19 protein-coding genes are annotated in these 16,372 nt (G+C 47.2%); 3 read left to right on the top strand and 16 right to left on the bottom strand.

Translation table 11 applies throughout. The features are described 5' to 3' along the window. Positions 1 to 187 precede the first annotated feature (187 nt). On the bottom strand, positions 188 to 937 hold the full coding sequence (locus ACXAD6_RS04095; RefSeq protein ID WP_474967751.1) for a (S)-benzoin forming benzil reductase: 750 nt from the start codon (positions 935 to 937) through the stop codon (positions 188 to 190). 138 nt (positions 938 to 1,075) lie between these two features. Between ACXAD6_RS04095 and ACXAD6_RS04090 the strand changes: the two genes are divergently transcribed. Continuing rightward, positions 1,076 to 1,711, top strand: a complete 636-nt coding sequence (locus tag ACXAD6_RS04090) for a YczE/YyaS/YitT family protein (RefSeq protein ID WP_474967750.1) — start codon at positions 1,076 to 1,078, stop codon at positions 1,709 to 1,711. Positions 1,712 to 1,737: 26 nt separating this feature from the next. On the opposite strand, the gene ACXAD6_RS04085 is transcribed toward ACXAD6_RS04090, so the two are convergent. The 7 genes from ACXAD6_RS04085 to ACXAD6_RS04055 all read right to left on the bottom strand — a co-directional run bounded on the left by ACXAD6_RS04085 (position 1,738) and on the right by ACXAD6_RS04055 (position 7,242). After that, on the bottom strand, positions 1,738 to 2,208 hold the full coding sequence (locus ACXAD6_RS04085) for a hypothetical protein (protein WP_474967749.1): 471 nt from the start codon (positions 2,206 to 2,208) through the stop codon (positions 1,738 to 1,740). Between the two features lie 68 nt (positions 2,209 to 2,276). Then, complete coding sequence (gene dat / locus ACXAD6_RS04080; protein ID WP_474967748.1) at positions 2,277 to 3,164, bottom strand: D-amino-acid transaminase; 888 nt, start codon at positions 3,162 to 3,164, stop codon at positions 2,277 to 2,279. A 164-nt stretch (positions 3,165 to 3,328) separates the two neighbouring features. Continuing rightward, complete coding sequence (locus ACXAD6_RS04075) at positions 3,329 to 3,877, bottom strand: hypothetical protein (RefSeq protein ID WP_474967747.1); 549 nt, start codon at positions 3,875 to 3,877, stop codon at positions 3,329 to 3,331. Between the two features lie 98 nt (positions 3,878 to 3,975). Further along, positions 3,976 to 5,388 carry a SpoVR family protein gene (locus ACXAD6_RS04070; RefSeq protein WP_027956593.1) on the bottom strand — a complete coding sequence of 471 codons (1,413 nt, stop codon included), beginning with the start codon at positions 5,386 to 5,388 and terminating at the stop codon, positions 3,976 to 3,978. Positions 5,389 to 5,475: 87 nt separating this feature from the next. Beyond that, on the bottom strand, positions 5,476 to 5,970 hold the full coding sequence (locus ACXAD6_RS04065) for an N-acetyltransferase family protein (RefSeq protein ID WP_474967746.1): 495 nt from the start codon (positions 5,968 to 5,970) through the stop codon (positions 5,476 to 5,478). A gap of 106 nt (positions 5,971 to 6,076) precedes the next feature. Further along, the gene (locus tag ACXAD6_RS04060) at positions 6,077 to 6,619 is read right to left on the bottom strand and encodes a YhcN/YlaJ family sporulation lipoprotein (protein WP_474967745.1); all 543 of its coding nucleotides are present in this window, start codon (positions 6,617 to 6,619) and stop codon (positions 6,077 to 6,079) included. A 110-nt stretch (positions 6,620 to 6,729) separates the two neighbouring features. Further along, positions 6,730 to 7,242 carry a hypothetical protein gene (locus ACXAD6_RS04055; RefSeq protein ID WP_474967744.1) on the bottom strand — a complete coding sequence of 171 codons (513 nt, stop codon included), beginning with the start codon at positions 7,240 to 7,242 and terminating at the stop codon, positions 6,730 to 6,732. A gap of 136 nt (positions 7,243 to 7,378) precedes the next feature. On the opposite strand from ACXAD6_RS04055, the gene ACXAD6_RS04050 reads away from it, so the two are divergent. After that, on the top strand, positions 7,379 to 7,612 hold the full coding sequence (locus tag ACXAD6_RS04050) for a YhdB family protein (RefSeq protein WP_474967743.1): 234 nt from the start codon (positions 7,379 to 7,381) through the stop codon (positions 7,610 to 7,612). A 32-nt stretch (positions 7,613 to 7,644) separates the two neighbouring features. Here ACXAD6_RS04050 and ACXAD6_RS04045 read toward each other — a convergent pair whose 3' ends face one another. Continuing rightward, the gene (locus ACXAD6_RS04045; RefSeq protein ID WP_474967742.1) at positions 7,645 to 8,298 is read right to left on the bottom strand and encodes an SDR family NAD(P)-dependent oxidoreductase; all 654 of its coding nucleotides are present in this window, start codon (positions 8,296 to 8,298) and stop codon (positions 7,645 to 7,647) included. Between the two features lie 158 nt (positions 8,299 to 8,456). Here ACXAD6_RS04045 and ACXAD6_RS04040 point away from each other — a divergent pair, with 158 nt between their 5' ends. Further along, a complete protein-coding gene (locus ACXAD6_RS04040) occupies positions 8,457 to 9,095 on the top strand; it encodes a TetR/AcrR family transcriptional regulator (protein ID WP_474967741.1) in 639 nt (212 codons plus the stop codon). Positions 9,096 to 9,263: 168 nt separating this feature from the next. Here the strand turns inward: ACXAD6_RS04040 and ACXAD6_RS04035 are convergent, their stop codons facing one another. From ACXAD6_RS04035 to ACXAD6_RS04005, 7 genes are all read right to left on the bottom strand, one after another. Continuing rightward, positions 9,264 to 10,685: a dihydrolipoyl dehydrogenase family protein gene (locus tag ACXAD6_RS04035; protein WP_474967740.1), complete on the bottom strand. Its 1,422-nt coding sequence runs from the start codon at positions 10,683 to 10,685 to the stop codon at positions 9,264 to 9,266. A gap of 3 nt (positions 10,686 to 10,688) precedes the next feature. Continuing rightward, entirely contained in the window at positions 10,689 to 11,078 is a 390-nt protein-coding gene (locus tag ACXAD6_RS04030) for a DUF1499 domain-containing protein (protein ID WP_474967739.1), read from the bottom strand. A 124-nt stretch (positions 11,079 to 11,202) separates the two neighbouring features. Next, a complete protein-coding gene (locus ACXAD6_RS04025; RefSeq protein ID WP_474967738.1) occupies positions 11,203 to 12,189 on the bottom strand; it encodes an anti-sigma factor domain-containing protein in 987 nt (328 codons plus the stop codon). Beyond that, positions 12,186 to 12,923 (bottom strand): RNA polymerase sigma factor SigI, encoded by a 738-nt coding sequence (sigI, locus tag ACXAD6_RS04020; RefSeq protein ID WP_474967737.1) that lies wholly within the window; start codon positions 12,921 to 12,923, stop codon positions 12,186 to 12,188. Before sigI ends, ACXAD6_RS04025 begins: the two co-directional genes overlap by 4 nt. Positions 12,924 to 13,283: 360 nt before the next feature. Further along, positions 13,284 to 14,111, bottom strand: a complete 828-nt coding sequence (locus ACXAD6_RS04015; RefSeq protein ID WP_474967736.1) for a S1C family serine protease — start codon at positions 14,109 to 14,111, stop codon at positions 13,284 to 13,286. Between the two features lie 250 nt (positions 14,112 to 14,361). After that, positions 14,362 to 15,369, bottom strand: a complete 1,008-nt coding sequence (locus ACXAD6_RS04010; protein WP_281659365.1) for a TIGR00341 family protein — start codon at positions 15,367 to 15,369, stop codon at positions 14,362 to 14,364. Between the two features lie 119 nt (positions 15,370 to 15,488). Continuing rightward, complete coding sequence (locus ACXAD6_RS04005) at positions 15,489 to 16,319, bottom strand: aldo/keto reductase (protein ID WP_474967735.1); 831 nt, start codon at positions 16,317 to 16,319, stop codon at positions 15,489 to 15,491. Positions 16,320 to 16,372: the final 53 nt, after the last annotated feature.

The following is a 16,372-nucleotide window of genomic DNA, read 5'->3' as shown; positions in this document are numbered from 1 at the left end:
GTGATGCCTGCGGGAACAGCACGGGCCGAAGATCCACTTGGGCAGGCGACCTTCCTGACCAAGTCAGCGGAGGGGTGCCCGCAACATTCATCCACCAATAAGCGGAATGTGACCCTTTGCACGACAAATGGACAACTCTCACTGGTTAACTAACAAAAAAACCACCCGTACAAGGGTGGTTTTTTTGTTAGTTAACGAGGTCGTATAAGCGGTACACTTGTCCGTTTGTGATTTCCTGACCCAGTAGATTCATGAGTACCTCAGCCACTTCCTCCGGAGAACGCAGGACATTTTCTTCCTTCATCTTTTTGAATTTATCCACATCCGCAAACGCGGATTCACTGGAAGAACGGATTTCCTGCTGCATATCCGTATCCATGACCCCTGGACTAAAGGCTAGAATCGTATGGCCGCTGCCCTCCTGCTCAAGAGCAAGCGTCTCTGTAAAACGGTTCAATGCAGCCTTGGAACTGCTGTACACACTCCAGCCGTGAATACTCTTTTCAGCAGCTCCGGACGTAATCATCACGATGCCAAGCTTGACACCGGCTTCGGACGCTGCCGGAAGCAGTTCATTCATAAGCAGGATCGGAGCTGTCACATTAATCTGCATGTGCTTCTGCACTGCTTCAGCATCAAGATTTCCTGCTGTTTCAATCGGTTCTACGACACCGGCATTATTGACGACGTACACGTATTCCGTCTGTTCATGAAAAACTTTTTCCTTTACCACATCTGCAACATTCTTCAAATCGGCAGGATCATTCAAGTCTGCCTTTATGTGCTCAAAACTTCCAGCTTTCTCCTCATTCTGTGCCTCCAGTTTTGCATTTCCTGAACGGGAAATCCCTAAGACGTGGACCCCCTGTTTTATGAATTTTTCTGCCACCGCTTCCCCGAGTCCTCGGGACGTTCCGGTAATGACTGCATATTTCATGTCGTATCCTCCTTCTTCTTTGTATAGGATAGAGGGAACCGATCATCCTCTCCCTCTTCCACAGCCGGCTCTCTTTACATCGAACTTTTCAAGCGATATGATGAACAAAGCAAATGTGTTCGTGCAAAGGAGCCGATCATGAAGTATTTCTTTCTCTTCATTATTTACGTTGCGGGCCTGGTCGTGTCGAGCCTCGGCCTTGCCCTGATTATAAAATCCGGCCTCGGTGTAGGACCGGGGGACAGCATTGCCGTTGGTTTGTCGATGCATTTACCTGTCACTGTCGGCAGCGTGATGATTGCCGCCTTCATCATCCTTCTTCTCGTCAATGCGCGTCTTGAACGGAAACGGCCGCAGTATGAATCGTTAATTCCGATCATCCTGCGGGGCCGTACCCTTGATCTGTTTTTATACGGATCATTGGAAAAACTGGATGTACAGGTATGGTGGGGCCAGTGGGGCATATTCAGCCTCGGCCTCCTCGCCACAGCTGTCGGGATATCGGTATACCTCCGGACCCCGTTCCCGCGTATCCCACTTGATCATTTCATGATGATCATGAACGAGAAAACCAATCAGTCCAAAAGCTCCATCCGGATCTTTTCCGAATCCGGCATGGCGTTGATCGGCTTTTTACTGGGGGCACCAGTAGGCTTTGGCACGTTGATTGTGGCGATTCTGCTCGGCCCGCTCATTCAATGGACCTTCCAGTGGGCCCGCCCCATTGCCAGGCTCTGGTCAGATTCCGAGAAACAAGCCGCTCAAAAAGCGTGATGCTCTCATCACGCTTTTTTGGGCGGTTATTTTTCAAAAGTTAAGTGAGTAACACCTGTTTCTTCAAGTTTCCGTCCGATTTCTTCTTCGATTTCCATCCGTTTCTCCATCTGCTCATCTGTGAGTTTATCTCCAAGCGGACCATAGATGTTCGTCAGTTCTCTCTCTGAAAGCTTTTCCACCAGCTTGTCCCAGAAGCTGAACTCATCATATTCCTCGACATGGGTATCCATCAGTCTGGATTCATAGTCCACATCAAGATCATGGACTCCCAGCTGTTCATGGTGCGTAACCTTGTCTTCCAGACCGCCTTCTTTATATTTTGACAGAACGGCTTCCCGGACGTCCTCAAACTGTTCATCCAGCTCCATTTTTGTCGAGTTGACCATCCATGTTCCAAGAAACACCGCTTCTACAAGCTTTTCATATTGGTCCTGCGTTAAATCCAGCTTTACATTCGGCACGATTTCCGCCCCTTTCCTTGATTTCATCTGCATTATAGCATACGTGAAACCACAGCACACAAAGAAAGCCGGCAGCGTTTCCGGCTGCCGGCTGTTTTTATTTATTCCGCTGCTGCTGTGGAGAATAGGCAGGCCTCTTCCGGAAGTCCTGCATCCTGTTCATAGCACTTTTGGAGTGTCCGTGTAACCGGCCCCGGTTTTCCATCGGCGATGATCAGCTCATCCACTTTTAAAATCGGCATAACTTCAGAAGTACTGCTCGATAAGAAGACTTCATCCGCGTCCTGCAGATCTTCTAATGAAAATGTTTCTTCAATGAACTCGATGTTCTTCTGCTGACAAAAAGCTTCTACACGCATTCTTACACAGCCGTGAAGAATGTTCTTTTTAGCAGGATGGGTATAGACCTTTCCGTCCTTGACCAGGTAGGCATTGGAGGAGCTGCATTCGGTCACTTCCCCATCTTTATGAAGAATGGCTTCATAACTGTCCTTCTCTTTAGCTGCCTGTTTAGCCAGAACATTTCCAAGCAGGTTCAGACTCTTGATGTAGCACCAGTCCCAGCGTACATCATCATGTGTAATGGTGGTTACGCCATTTTTCAACTTCTCCTCAGGTCTTGGGAGATCTTTCACATAAGCGTAAAGGTTCGCCTCAATCTCATCCGGAAAGGCATGATCCCTTGGCGCAGAACCTCTTGTGATCTGCAGGTAAACCTTGGCATCACCAGTGACGTGGTTTTTCTCCAGCAGCTCGTCAAGTTTGGCATACAGGTCCTCTTTCGTATAAGGAACCTGGATCTTTATAGCTGCTGCGGAACGATATAACCGCTCCACATGCTCATGAATTAAGTAATAACGGCCGCCGTAAATACGGATGACTTCATAAATACCATCCCCGAACTGCAGCCCGCGTTCTTCAAACGGATAGCTCAGCTCATCCTGTCCGACAAAATCATCCTGTGTCAAAATATGGTTATAAATCGTCATTCTTTACCTCCTCAGCATTCCATAACAGATTAAGAACTAGTTTAACAGAAAACGCGGACCATTTGTTCTATCTTCTTTAAATCTTTCTGTATCACGAAAAATATCGGCCCACACCCTTGTTACAGAAGGATTTGGACCTTCTAACATCAGGGTATGCGCCGCCATTACTGGATGTTTGGTTCTATTTCAATAACCGCTTCCACCACGGGAAGGTGATGCGGAGTCCGCTCCCCTTCTTCCTTTTTCATTGGATAAAAGGCTACATGGAGGTCTTCCAGCGATTCATCATAATGAAAGTCATCAAACTGCACATAACGGAATGTGGAGAAGGTGCCCTGCACAATGCCCTCGGTTTCTGCGTTATACGTCGTCCCATTGGAATCTACAGCTTTAACGAGGAATTCAATTTCTCCATCTTCCAGAAGCCATTCCTCGTCGTTCTGGTCAATCAGGGCGCCTCCGTCTCTGTACCACATCCCGAAATACAGCCCTGTCGAATCATTACGGCTGTAAAGTTTCGTAACAAGGATGCCGTTTCCCAGATCACTGACTTTGCTCGTTAACGCCTGAGGATGCTGCGTGGGCTCGTCGATCATCGGATACAGGCGGTCTTTCGTAAGACCATTCAATTCCCGGTTGTCAAAGAAAAACACGACCGCAAGCGTAAGGACAGCCAGAAAACCTATGATTGCCAGACGGACGTTACGCATCATGCCACCCCTTCTGCAAACGTTTTATTATCTCCTTATTATAGCAGATGCAGCGCCCTTTTCATGAAGAAAACTGCCCTTTTTCAAGAGCAGTTTTACACTTACACATATTTTTTCTGAACTTTTTTACCACTGTAGCTGAAGATGACATCGCGCCCTTCCACTTTCGTCTCCATATGCACCGGGCGTCCCCACAATTGATACACGTAAGGAAGCGTCTTCTCCAGGTAACTGACGTCCAGCTCCACGTCTTCATAATGGTGCTTCAAGTAGAGCTCTCCGCTTTTCACGTAGTCTCCGTCCTGCACGGTTAAATAGGGAAAGCCCCCGTTGACTCTCATTGTGACAAGCTGATCTCGGACCGCTTCATGATCTTTATCCGTAATCTTATATTTCTGCCCCTGTTTCTGGAACAGGTACAAATCTTCACGGCGGACAAGCTCTTTCGTTAAATAGTTGCGGATAAAGCTTTGATCGGATTCGATCTCCCTGACTTCGTACATCTTCTCGCGTCCCGTCCCTGGAACGACGCCGTGCTTTTTCATCTCTTCTGAAGGATTGTCATAGCGCTCCTCGATATCTTCAAAGATCTTCAAACCTAAGTAATAGGGGTTGAGCTGGGTTTTTGAAGGCTGGACAACACTTGCGTTCAATTTCGCAAACTCGATCGACTCGTCGCTGGTCAGATCCATTTCACGTAAGATTCTCGCATGCCAGTACGAGGCCCATCCTTCATTCATGATCTTCGTTTCGAGCTGGGGCCAGAAATACAGCATTTCCTCCCGCATCATTGTCAGGATATCCCGCTGCCAGTCTTCAAGCTCCCGGCTGTACTGTTCAATAAATAAGAGCAAGTCCTTCTCCGGACGAGGCGGAAACTTCTTTTTCTTTTTAAAACGGGGCTGATCTTCCGATGAGGATTCATCAATATTCCATAAGTCATCATATTCCGTAAGCAGCGCTTTTTCTCCACTGCTTTCCTCATCATCCACCGACCATGCCAGCTTCGGTCTTACGAGAGAGGGATCGATATGTTCCTGGATCGCCAGGACTGCGTCCAGGAAGGACTCCACTTCTTCCTTGCCGTAGAGTTTATCATAGGCAGCAATCCGTTCCGCTGTGGCAGCCATGCTTTCAACCATGTCCCTTTTCGTATTTTGAAAACGGGCATTGTTTTTAAAGAAATCACAGTGGGCAAGAACGTGGGCGACAATCAGCTTATTTTGAATCAGGCTGTTGGAATTCAGTAAAAACGCATAGCAGGGGTTGGAGTTGATGACGAGTTCATAAATTTTGCTGAGCCCGAGGTCATACTGCAGTTTCATTTTGTAGTACTGCTTTCCGAAGCTCCAATGGGAAAACCGCGTCGGCATACCATAGGCACCAAATGTATAAATAATATCATCAGGACAGACTTCATAACGCATCGGGTAAAAGTCGAGCCCGAATCCTTTGGCGATTTCCGTAATTTCGCGGATCGCGTATTCGAGCTTTTTCTGGTCATCTGGTTTCAAAGATGCCCCCTCCTTCAGTTTCGCTTACCTTACTATATGAACAGGAAAGAGCGAACATGAAGGTTACGGGCATGTTATATCCACCCGCTATAGAATTTTAGCCATCATGTATTCATCCAGAAGCTGCCCGTCCACCATCAGTGTCCTCTGCTTTCTTCCTTCTATTATGTATCCATGCTTTTCATAAAACCGGACAGCCCTTGTGTTCCGAACCATCACAGTCAGCTCAAGACGCAAAATTCCATGGTCCCGCGCCCATGCATCCACATATCCGAACAGCTCATCGGCCACTCCGTTTCCCTGCACCCTTTTCTTCACCCCTGTAATGATCTCTGCCGAGTGGCGGTTTCTCGGAGCTGCCCCTCCAAATACCGTGACATGCCCATTCAGCCCCCACTCGTCTTCAGAAAGAAGGAGCAGCGATCCTTGATGTTCTCTGCAATGTTGAATCATTCCTTCCACACGATCGAGTGTCCACGTGCGTTCATCCCTGCCATAAAGCAGGAAGTCTGTCTCTTCCTCAAGTTCTGCCATCAACCTTTTGTAACGTCCGGCATCATCTCTTTCCGCAGTTTGAATCACAGGCTTCCCTCCAGAATAGGTTTTTCTACAGCTTAACAGAAAACACCGGCAGGCAGCCTTTATACATAAAAAACCAGCTCCCCCAAAAAGGAAGCTGGTATACCCATTAGGAACGTTCATCGGGGAATATGCGGTCGACCATTTCTCCGAATTCACGGAAAAACCCTTGCACAGGTTCGCCATTTTCAACATCATCCACATAGTTGTTCGTCAAATCGACGAAATCAGGGTTTGTGGAAATATACACGTTGTTAATATCCTGATCGGAGCCTTTTACCGCTTCTTTGATCTGCTTTTCCATTTTATCGGAGACCTCATTTTTATCTCCTTTTGGATTATCCAATTCAGCGGCGACGTAGGCGTTATCACGTGTTTTTAATACATACGCGCGATCCACCCCGTCCACATTTTTGATAATGCGGTTGGCGGCATCTTTAGCCACATGGTAGTTCGTGTTGTGGACCATGCCTCGGTCATTGTCATATTGATTCGCTTTCTGGCCTTCCTGATACATGTTGTCGGCCTCGCGTTCAAAACTTGTATTTTCAACCCCATTGTAGTTACCGTCATTGCCGGCTTCCTGCTCCGCCTGACAGGCGACAAGAGAACCCGCTGCTAATAACCCAAGGGCAAGTGTCTTGATTTTCATTGGTATTCCTCCTTTCCGATTGCTTTTAGTATGTGTGTCCAAAACACAAATATGCGGTTGTAAAATCAACCATAAGAAAACCCAGATCCTTTTTGGACCTGGGTTTTCTTTCAAACGAAAGGAAGACTCCACCATATATGTATAAAGATAAGGTATACGAAAAGAATAGCATTAACAAACATTAAAAACGCTGGTACAAGTTTGAAGATTTCCTCCGTTTTCTTATAGCTCATCCTTAGGATGATAAAACCACCCACAAGCATTAGGTACAGGCCGATGAACCACACCCAGACATAGGAAGTATCACCGTCCCATCCCACTTCATATCCGATCCCATAAACCAGCCAGGGCGCCAGGAAAGCAAGAATGGCCAGAATCATAAAACGCCGGCTGCTTTTTATGTAATACAGCGAAATGGCGGCTCCTGCGAGGGATGCACATCCAATCACTTCACTAATCGTAATCATGACTCTCTGGACACTGTCGGCTTCAGCTGTGACAAAGCTCAGGAATAAGAATAGGCTGAAGGCGGCAAGAAGTCCCGTATGCGCATAAAGCTGCTGTTTCTCCGACATCCGAACGTCTCCCTCCGTAGATATAGCAAAAACTTTCCATTCCATCATAACAAAATTTCCATGGATCTGCGGAAGAAAAACGCATTTTTATGTCGAGTCTGGAAGAACTGTGACGATCTTTCAGTGTGGGGATGACCGCGGGTGGAGATACTAAAAACACTTCTTTCAAAAGGAAGTGTCAGCGATGAATACGTACGATTATGATAAAGCTCTCCACTATATGATATGGGGACAGTGGGATGATCTGCTTGTCCTTATGGTCCGGACCAATGATGAATTTTTGTCCAAAAAAATTGAAACTTTTCTGCATGCCTGTTACTACCCGAGCATGCACAAAGACCGCCTCCATTCACACGAAGCCCTGCTCAGCTATATCGATCATGCTCAAACGACAACAATCGAAAGTTTTTCTTTATAAAAAAAACCGCAGAATCCACTTCTGCGGTTTTCTCATTCCACGTCTGTACCTACGCTCCCGATCCGCTGGACGGCCATCGGTGATGTGTCATCCAACACTGTTGTGAACGCACGTGCCCACTCCTTTGTCCATTCCACATCATCCAGAACATGCACCATACCTGTTTGAACCTGACAGGGACCAGCTTCTTCCATAACAGCATGGACAAATGCTTCGACCGCCGCCAACCCTGAAGAGTTAAGGACAGACTTCTGCCGGACAGGGTGTTGAAAAACCGTAATGATTTTTCCTGCCCCCTGCTTCTTCATAACTGGAAACACCGCCTTTACAGGAAGGAAAATCCCCTGTACATTCCGCTCATAGGTACGCTGCCACTCTTCGACCGTGACGCTTTCCAACGAACCGGAGTCCTCAAAACGGGCATGGGTAACAAGGACATCCACCCTCCCAAAGGCATTCCTGGCAGCCTGGACAACATGTTCCATATCATTTTCTTCTGTGACGTCCGCCTGAAACGCAAGAACACGTCCAGCTCCCTTCTGCTCCAGTACTTCCTTAAATAGAAAAATATCCTCCGAATAACCGGTTACAGCAAGGGAGGCACCTTCGGCGGCCAGCTGAAGCGCCGCCTCTTTTCCCATGCCTTCTGCCGCTTCGGTTATGACGGCTGCGGTATTTCTTCTCATGATCCATTCCCCCTTTTAAGTACCTTCATGATTCCCATTTCTTGTTATTTCCATATTTTCATCATATCAAACCATCCCCAATGCCCGCGTCTTTTTTACAGAAGATTCACAAAGGCTTTCTGATTTGAAATATATGAATTGAAACAGTTCATAATTCGATGTATGATGTACGGGAAGAGGTGTGGCCGATGAATGGATTTGAAAAGCGGAAGGAAAGAAAAAAGCGCAGCATCCTCGATGCTTCCCTCTCCTTATTCGCTGAATATGGAGTACAGAAGGTCAGCATTCAGGAAATCGCAGCAAAAGCCCAGGTCTCCCAGGTGACCATCTACAATTATTTCGGTGGTAAAGATGAACTCGTCTTTGAAACGATCAAAAAGTTCTTCTACGAGCGGTTCGAACAGTTCCGGCTTATTGTACGGGACCCTGACCGGAGCTTCAAGGATAAAATCAACCATGTCATATTGGAAAAGAAAGAAAATATTCTGCACCTGGACCCAGGCTTCCTGCAAACCGTTCTCACAGATCATCCTGGAATTCAGGAGTTTGTTCAATCGTTTACCCAGAATGAAACCATCCCGCTCTTAATGGAACTCATTGAACAGGGAAAAAAAGAAGGAGACGTACATCCCGATGTCTCTTTCCGATCGATTTTGTTCTTTATCAACGCTTTTTATCAGGCTCTGCAGTCGGCGGATCACTTGTTTGATGAATCGATTACATCCTTTACAGAGGAAATCACCCATATGTTCTTTTATGGGCTGGCCGGTGATCAGAGTCAACGCTTGAATCAATAAAACGATGAAAAAAGCTGTCGAATATTTCCCGACAGCTTTTTTTCGTCTTCCTCCTGAAGCCGTAAAAGAAATGGTACGAGGATCATGGCGCGAAAAAGCTATGCTGTATCGCAGGCATGCAGGCAGCCCTTTGTTTCCCAAGGGTCCGGATGTCATGTCCGCGCTCTTTTAACGCCATTTTTTCACATACCATTGAATCAAATCATTGACCCGGCTGCCGAACAACTTCTCCCTCCAATAAAGGTCTGATGTCTGGGATACGACATTATTGCGCGCGGGATACGGGTGAATGATGTTGGAAATCGATTGGAACTTTTTATTCAGCGCCTGTACGGTTCCTACTTCCTGCATCCATTCACCTGCCCCTTCGCCGACCGCATGGGCCCCGACAATGCGTCCTCTGTTGGTCGTCAGGATTTTCACTACGCCTGTCGTGTTCCGTTCCGCCATAAACCTGTCGTTATTTTCCAGTTTCGTCTTGAACGTCAACAGGTTATCGCCGTATTTTTCTTTTGCTTCCTTTTCTGTTAAACCAAGATGATAAATTTCCGGTGCCGTGTACACCACCCATGGAATCTTCTCATAGGAAGCTTTCCGGGAAAGACCCAGCACAGCGTTGGACACGGCGATTTTGCCTTCCATTCCGGCGACGTGTGTAAACGGCATCGACCCGTTACAATCGCCGACGGCGTAAATGTGATTCTGGGACGTTCTTAAGGAAGCGTCGACGGTAACCGCTCCTTTTTCTGTCTCCACTCCCGCATGTTCCAGTCCGAGACTACCGGTATTCGCCTTTCTTCCTGTCGCAACAAGAAGTTGTTCAGCCTCAAGTGTGTTTTCCACACCGTCTTTTGTATAGACGACCTTGACTCCGGTCTGCGTCTTTTCAATACGGTCCGCTTTTGCATTCGTCAAGATGCTCATTTCCCGGGCAGCTGTCTGCTGAGCGATCCCTGCAATTTCCTCATCCTCATTAGCGAGGATCGTATCATTCCCTTCCAATACGGTTACATCTACACCAAGACGGCTCATGGCCTGGGAGAGTTCAATACCGATAATCCCGCCGCCGATGACCACCATCGATGACGGCCGCTGGCGCAGAGAAAAAATGGTTTCATTCGTTAAGTAATCGACCTCATCCACTCCTTGGATCGGCGGGATGAAGGGGGAGGAACCTGTCGCGATCACGATCCGCTTAGCCGTGATCGTCTTGTCGCCTACGCGGAGTGTATGCGGATCTTGAAAGACAGCTTCTGCTTCATACAAATCGATGCCCATATCGATAAAACGGTCTTTGGAATCATGGTTCTGCACATCCTCCACCGCTTCAGCCACACGCTCCATCGCTCCACTGAAAAGCTGATCGTAGTCTTCATTAGAGAAGGATTGATAGTGAGAACTCGTGTGGACCTCCTTCGCAGCTTGTATGAGGGCTTTGGACGGCATGCACCCGTAGTGAAGGCAGTCGCCTCCAAGGTTTGGTTTTCTTTCAATAAGAGCCGTTTCTGCCCCGAAGCTTGCCGCTCCTGCGGCGACGGTAAGGCCCCCTGACCCGCCCCCGATCACCGCAATCTGATAGTCATAATCCATCGTCTATTTCCTCCTCATGCTTTCGTAATGTTCTGAGATGCTGTTCATCCGCTTCCTGTTGACCCCCATGTCCGAATACCCTGTACGGGAGGCAGAACGGAAGTGGATCACCTGTTCATCCTGATCAAAGTAAAATTCCACATCATCTTTGAATTTCATCCATTTCGACTGGACGATGCTGTGGATATAATTTTCTGTTTCCGTTTCAATCGTCGTTCTCTCCATTTGATGGAGCACTTCCTTCATGACCTGCTTAGAGGTTTCCAAGTCTTTGGAAAATGGAAGGGGGTCCATTTTTTTATCCTGCTGGCCGGCCTGTGTGGACACACAATTGGGGGATGACGGACATTCTGCCAGACGGCCATCTTTTACACCCAGATACGGTTTACTCATCATTATTCCTCCTTTTACTCACACTACCTCTATATTCACTCAAAATACAATAAAAAAACACTCCCCATAAATCAGGAGTGTTTTCAGTCACATGGAATACTTTCTTATCAACAAGCCATGCCTTTTATGGAAAGGTCTCTGGGACAGGATCATCCCCGTGAACACCGGTAGCGGGACTGCGGGAAGACTGGTCTTCATGACGAAGGTCGAATTCTGCTTGTCCGGGAAGAAGCTCCGGCTCTTTTTCCAGATCGTCCCCAGGAGACTGCCGCTCCATCGAGTTCTGCGGTTCTACTTTTGGATGGACAGGTGCTGAGTCAGAAAAATCGTCAGAAGTTTCACTGGTATCCTTTTCCCCTTGAGATGCCGGTTTCTGATAAAAGGATTGTATGATTTCTTTGTCCGTATCATCAATGGTTTCCGGGATATTCTCTGTGTCTTCGTTCAGATTCTCCTCATCCGTGAGCCGCTCCGCCATCCATTTATTCACAGAAAGATCGTCGTCCTTGGCCTTTCTGCGCCATTCGTCCGGAATAAGGTAGGCCGCGACAGTCATCTGTTTAGAGTTGTCGTTCAGCGTACCTTCCATTTCTTCTAAGTATTGGTGATCAAAATCTGATTCCAGATAGCTGATGCCGATGAGCACCTGGTTCCCCTCACTTACAAAACCGTGATCACGGCTCGCTTGAATCAAATCCATCGTTACATCCGAAGCATCTTCCTTCTTCCAATCTGAAAGAAGGGTGACAATTTCCTCCGCTTCCGCGTTATTCGGCTCGATGTCGAGCACCTGCATTCGATCATTCAACTTAAGTTCAACACTAGGGTTGATGTCTATATTCATATAGGCAAAGGCCTGGTTGCTGCCATGCCAGGAGTATGCGGGAATTAAAACCATTAGAAAAAGCACAGCCGCCACGACGGCTTTTGTATAACGATACTGCAGCATCTGTGACCACTGCCGGGCCGCTTTACTTGAGGGGATGGATTGAAACTGCACTTCTGTCCCCACTTCTGCTTGAGCAATCGTAACAGCTCGATAAAAGCGGCCTTCATTCGTCATGACAATCATATACTCTTTCTTACGCTCCATGACAATGCCTGTTTTCACATGCCCACTCCTTTCAAATAGTCCTTAAGATATATATAATCCCCCTTGAAAATGAGAACGAGAGCAATGATGAACTTCCGATTTCTCTCCAATGTCTTTTTACTGACATCCACACGGTCGACTAAATCCTTAATAGGAAGGCGGCCCTTTTCAAGTACCTGTGCGCGCAGATCATCATCATCATAAACGAGCCGGGCCACTTGAACCGCTGATTCTCTTGCATCCCGATGCTTGGGAGAGACTTCAATCAATTCTTCAAAAGAAAGCTTATACCGCTCCAGCTCCTGCTGGAATTCAAGGATTTCCTCCCTGCGGTGCCAGGCTTCCGTTTCCAATTGATGCCGCTCTCTGGCTGCGGAAATTTCCAATGGATTCTCCATCTGCTCCTCCTCATGGAAGTCCTCATCCAGAGAGGTGACAGGTGGACGCTTCTGCTCATTACGAATGTAGTCGATCACTTTCCGTTTGATTACAAGACGGGCGAAGGATAGAAAGGAACTTCCTTTGTTCGAAGAATAGGATTGAATCGCTTCATTGAAAGCGAGCAGCCCAATACTGAATTCATCATCTCTGGCAGGGTCTATATATCTTTTACACACTTCAGAAACACTTTTGGCGATAAAAGGTTGATACTGCTTGAGCATTTCGTTTCTTGCTTCGTCATCTCCCTCTTTTGCTGACGCTACTTGTTCGTCCAGGGAGGCGTCATTTTTGTGAAAAAGACGTTTGATCAACCTTTACCACCTCCAGCCTACTAATGTTTTCGTATAAATCCGTTTATTTCTGGGTGTTGATCTATAAATTATTTCATTTATGTTACAGATTTGTATCAACCAATATGCCTGAAGTATGTGTTTGAATGAGTTTGGGCATAGGTATTGCATGTAAGCATGACCATTTTACTCAAAGAAAGGGGGACTGGTCTACCACATGAGGTTTACATTTTATTAAATAATCATTTCAAAATTCAGGCCATTCGTCCCCTTTTCCATCCACCTTTCGCCAATGGGACCGTATTCTACACCAAATGACAAAACTATCATCCAGTTTTGCGCACCGGAAAAGGACTTTCGAACTAAAAAAAGAAGCTCCAATCATGGAGCTTCTCCTGACTGTTCATAATAATAATCAATCGGTACAGCAAGCCCGACACGTCCTTCGTCCTCGTCATTCATTGTAGCATAAACGACGGCGATGACATCCCCTTCTTCGTTGATGACTGGACTACCGGAATTCCCACGGTAAATGGGAGCATCCAACATAAGAACCTCCTGCTCCATACCGGAAACGTCCGTATAACCGAGCACATTACCTTGATTAGCGATCCCGGAGAAACGAAGGGGATTCCCAATGAAATAGACATGCTCATCCCTCTGAAACTGGGTGGAGGCGGCAAGGTCCAAGTGGGGAAAACCTTCCTCCCCATCCACCTGCAGGACGGCGAGGTCCACCTCAGGGTAAACGGCTTGAACCTCCGCACTAAATAATCCCTGTTCAGGAAAAGCTACTGCGATCCGTTTCTCCCCTTCGATGACATGATGATTCGTCAAAATCGTCCCGTCTTCAGATACGGCAAAACCGGTGCCCTTGCTCTGCCCTGCTTCTACAACGACGACGGCCTCTTTATATGTTTGAATGGTTTCGTCATTAGATAACTGAGCTGAGGTCATCAGGAAATCCACCGCCGGAATGGAAAAGGTATTAGGCAGAGCAGCCGTAACGTTGACAACCATAACGCCGGCAATCAGCCAGAAAATCCATCTCGGAAAAGGACGCTTTTCTTTACGTTTTTCTCTTTCTTCACGATCCCGTTCCAGCGCTTTCCGCTTTTCTTCCTGCACGAGATCATACAGCTCTTCTTCATCTATTTCTTCATACAAATCCTCATCAATGATGTCTCTTTTTTCATCTTGATCACTCATCGGATTTGCCTCCAACTTTTATGAATTAGAGAACCCCCATGATCTTACTCATGTGTTCTCCGCTTCATCATTGTATCACGGTTAGGGACGAAAAGCCGACCAGCAGAAAGGCGGTGGACATTTCCCGGGAAATACGACATTATTTTTGATAGATCAGTTATCATGCTGTGAACCATAAAAAAACATACGCTCCGGACGTATGTTTTTCCTCGGTAACCTGCGGGAGGCTCACTCAAAACCCGCTCGGCAATTATATGATTTTCTGACCTTCCAGAATGACGATGGCCAGGACAAGGATGATAATGCTGACAAAAACAATGGAAAGCGGACGGGAAACATTGGCTCTCTGGACTTCCTGCCATCGGACAGGGCGAATACCGCTGATGGAAAAGATCATAACCGCCGCAAGTATGATTGACATGATGTTGACTGTGACAAGCAGGAAGGCGCCGTAAGCTGACACAAACGCCCCGTCACCGATGGACATACCAAGGGCAACAGAAGGCGGCAGCAACGCAACCGCTACCATAACCCCGACAAGGTTTCCAGACAACCGGTTGAGAAAAGCAAGAGCACCGGCGGCCCCGGAAGCTACGCCGAGCGGGATGTCGATCAAAGTCACCTTTGTCCGGTCCAGATACTGACTGTTTTCCATTCCAGCATCGGTCACATAACCAAAAAGAATCGAAATGGCTAATACGATGAGTACACTATATAAGGAAGACAGAGCAGACTTGCCGAGCAGCTTATAGTCTCCAAGGATGGCCGAGAAGGCAATGGAGATGACGGGGCCGATCATCGGCGCAATCACCATGGCACCGATAACGACCGCTTCACTGTCTTTGATGATCCCGACTGTTGCCACGATCGCTGAAAGTACGATTAATAGAGAATAGTTCCAGGAAATTCTGCTGTTTTTTTCTGCTGCATTCATTAGTTCATGGCGGCTCGCTCTCAGCAGTTTCGCTTTTTCTGCTTCCTGCTTCTCTCCTTCTTCCTCCACCGACTCGTTGATGGTTTCCTTGGATAAGTATGTCTGGACAGGGATCAGCATCGTTTCAAATCCTTCAACGACATTTGAGACTCCCTCTAAATAGTTGAGGATTTCCTCGACATCACTTGTATCGGCGAGCATCCGGACGAGCATGCGCTCTTCGGACTCACTGGAAATCCAATAGGACCGGTGGTCGTATTGTTGAAGCTTTTCATTGATTGATTCAAAGTGCTTATCCGGGATATAAACTTCTATCAGCTGCACATTCAACAGACCATCCTCCCTGCCGGCACATTTTTTATTAATGTCCCACAAAGAGAGAAGCGCATACGCCTCTGGTCCATTAAACCTGAAATCACCAGCCACGAAGGCTGGTGATTCCTTTATGCATCATAATCAAATTCATCCGGATGCTTGCCGATACGGTCCCCACTGTGCAGTTCGTCGATACGCAGCATTTCATCGCTCTTCAAGTCAAAGTCGAAAACGTCAAAGTTTTCTTTCTGACGATCCGGATTGGACGACTTCGGAATAACGACCACATCATGCTGCAGGTGCCATCTTAAAATAACCTGTGCCGGGGTTTTTTGATAGTTTTCAGCAAGCTGCTTTAAAATAGCGGCATCAAAATAGCGGCCCCGGGCAAGCGGCGCCCATGCTTCCAGCTGGATTCCTTTTTGATAACAGTAATCAGCAAGCGCTTCCTGGTAGAGGGCCGGGTGAAATTCCACCTGATTGACCATAGGGGCCACTTCTGCATCCTTCAGCAATTCATCGAGGTGATGCTCCATAAAATTGCACACCCCAATGGCTCTTACACGTCCCTCACGGTAAAGTTTCTCCAACGCTTTCCACGTGTCTTTGAATTTCCCAGGAACCGGCCAGTGAATAAGGTACAAGTCCAGTGTCTCTACTCCCAGTTTATCAAGGCTTCTATCAAAGGCTTCCAGCGTTTCTTCATATCCCTGTTCGTCATTCCACACCTTTGTAGTGATGAACAATTCATCCCTGGGCACCCCGCAGGCTTTGATCCCTTCCCCAACACCTGCTTCGTTCCCATAGAATGAAGCGGTGTCAATGTGGCGGTAACCAAGATCGACAGCGGATTGAACCGCTTGTTTAACTTCGTCTCCATCTTCCATTTTGTATACGCCAAGACCTACACGTGGAACTTTCACACCATTACTTAGAACGGCTTCAGAACGGATTCCCATTAAAAAAAACTCCTTTCTTTTATAAAAGCGCGGCCTGAAAAATGAAGCATCCT

The organism is Halobacillus sp. ABH2_015 (assembly GCF_056158945.1).
This window is presented reverse-complemented; position numbering and strand designations above follow the sequence as displayed.

Coding starts and splice junctions, on each gene's coding strand:
- ACXAD6_RS04015 (WP_474967736.1), bottom strand. CDS start 14,111: ATGAGTGATCAAGATGAAAAAAGAGACATCATTGATGAGGATTTGTAT.
- ACXAD6_RS04060 (WP_474967745.1), bottom strand. CDS start 6,619: ATGAAAATCAAGACACTTGCCCTTGGGTTATTAGCAGCGGGTTCTCTT.
- ACXAD6_RS04055 (WP_474967744.1), bottom strand. CDS start 7,242: ATGATGGAATGGAAAGTTTTTGCTATATCTACGGAGGGAGACGTTCGG.
- ACXAD6_RS04095 (WP_474967751.1), bottom strand. CDS start 937: ATGAAATATGCAGTCATTACCGGAACGTCCCGAGGACTCGGGGAAGCG.
- ACXAD6_RS04035 (WP_474967740.1), bottom strand. CDS start 10,685: ATGGATTATGACTATCAGATTGCGGTGATCGGGGGCGGGTCAGGGGGC.
- ACXAD6_RS04045 (WP_474967742.1), bottom strand. CDS start 8,298: ATGAGAAGAAATACCGCAGCCGTCATAACCGAAGCGGCAGAAGGCATG.
- ACXAD6_RS04090 (WP_474967750.1), top strand. CDS start 1,076: ATGAAGTATTTCTTTCTCTTCATTATTTACGTTGCGGGCCTGGTCGTG.
- ACXAD6_RS04040 (WP_474967741.1), top strand. CDS start 8,457: ATGTATGATGTACGGGAAGAGGTGTGGCCGATGAATGGATTTGAAAAG.
- ACXAD6_RS04075 (WP_474967747.1), bottom strand. CDS start 3,877: ATGATGCGTAACGTCCGTCTGGCAATCATAGGTTTTCTGGCTGTCCTT.
- ACXAD6_RS04050 (WP_474967743.1), top strand. CDS start 7,379: ATGAATACGTACGATTATGATAAAGCTCTCCACTATATGATATGGGGA.
- dat (WP_474967748.1), bottom strand. CDS start 3,164: ATGACGATTTATAACCATATTTTGACACAGGATGATTTTGTCGGACAG.
- ACXAD6_RS04030 (WP_474967739.1), bottom strand. CDS start 11,078: ATGAGTAAACCGTATCTGGGTGTAAAAGATGGCCGTCTGGCAGAATGT.
- ACXAD6_RS04085 (WP_474967749.1), bottom strand. CDS start 2,208: ATGCAGATGAAATCAAGGAAAGGGGCGGAAATCGTGCCGAATGTAAAG.
- ACXAD6_RS04005 (WP_474967735.1), bottom strand. CDS start 16,319: ATGGGAATCCGTTCTGAAGCCGTTCTAAGTAATGGTGTGAAAGTTCCA.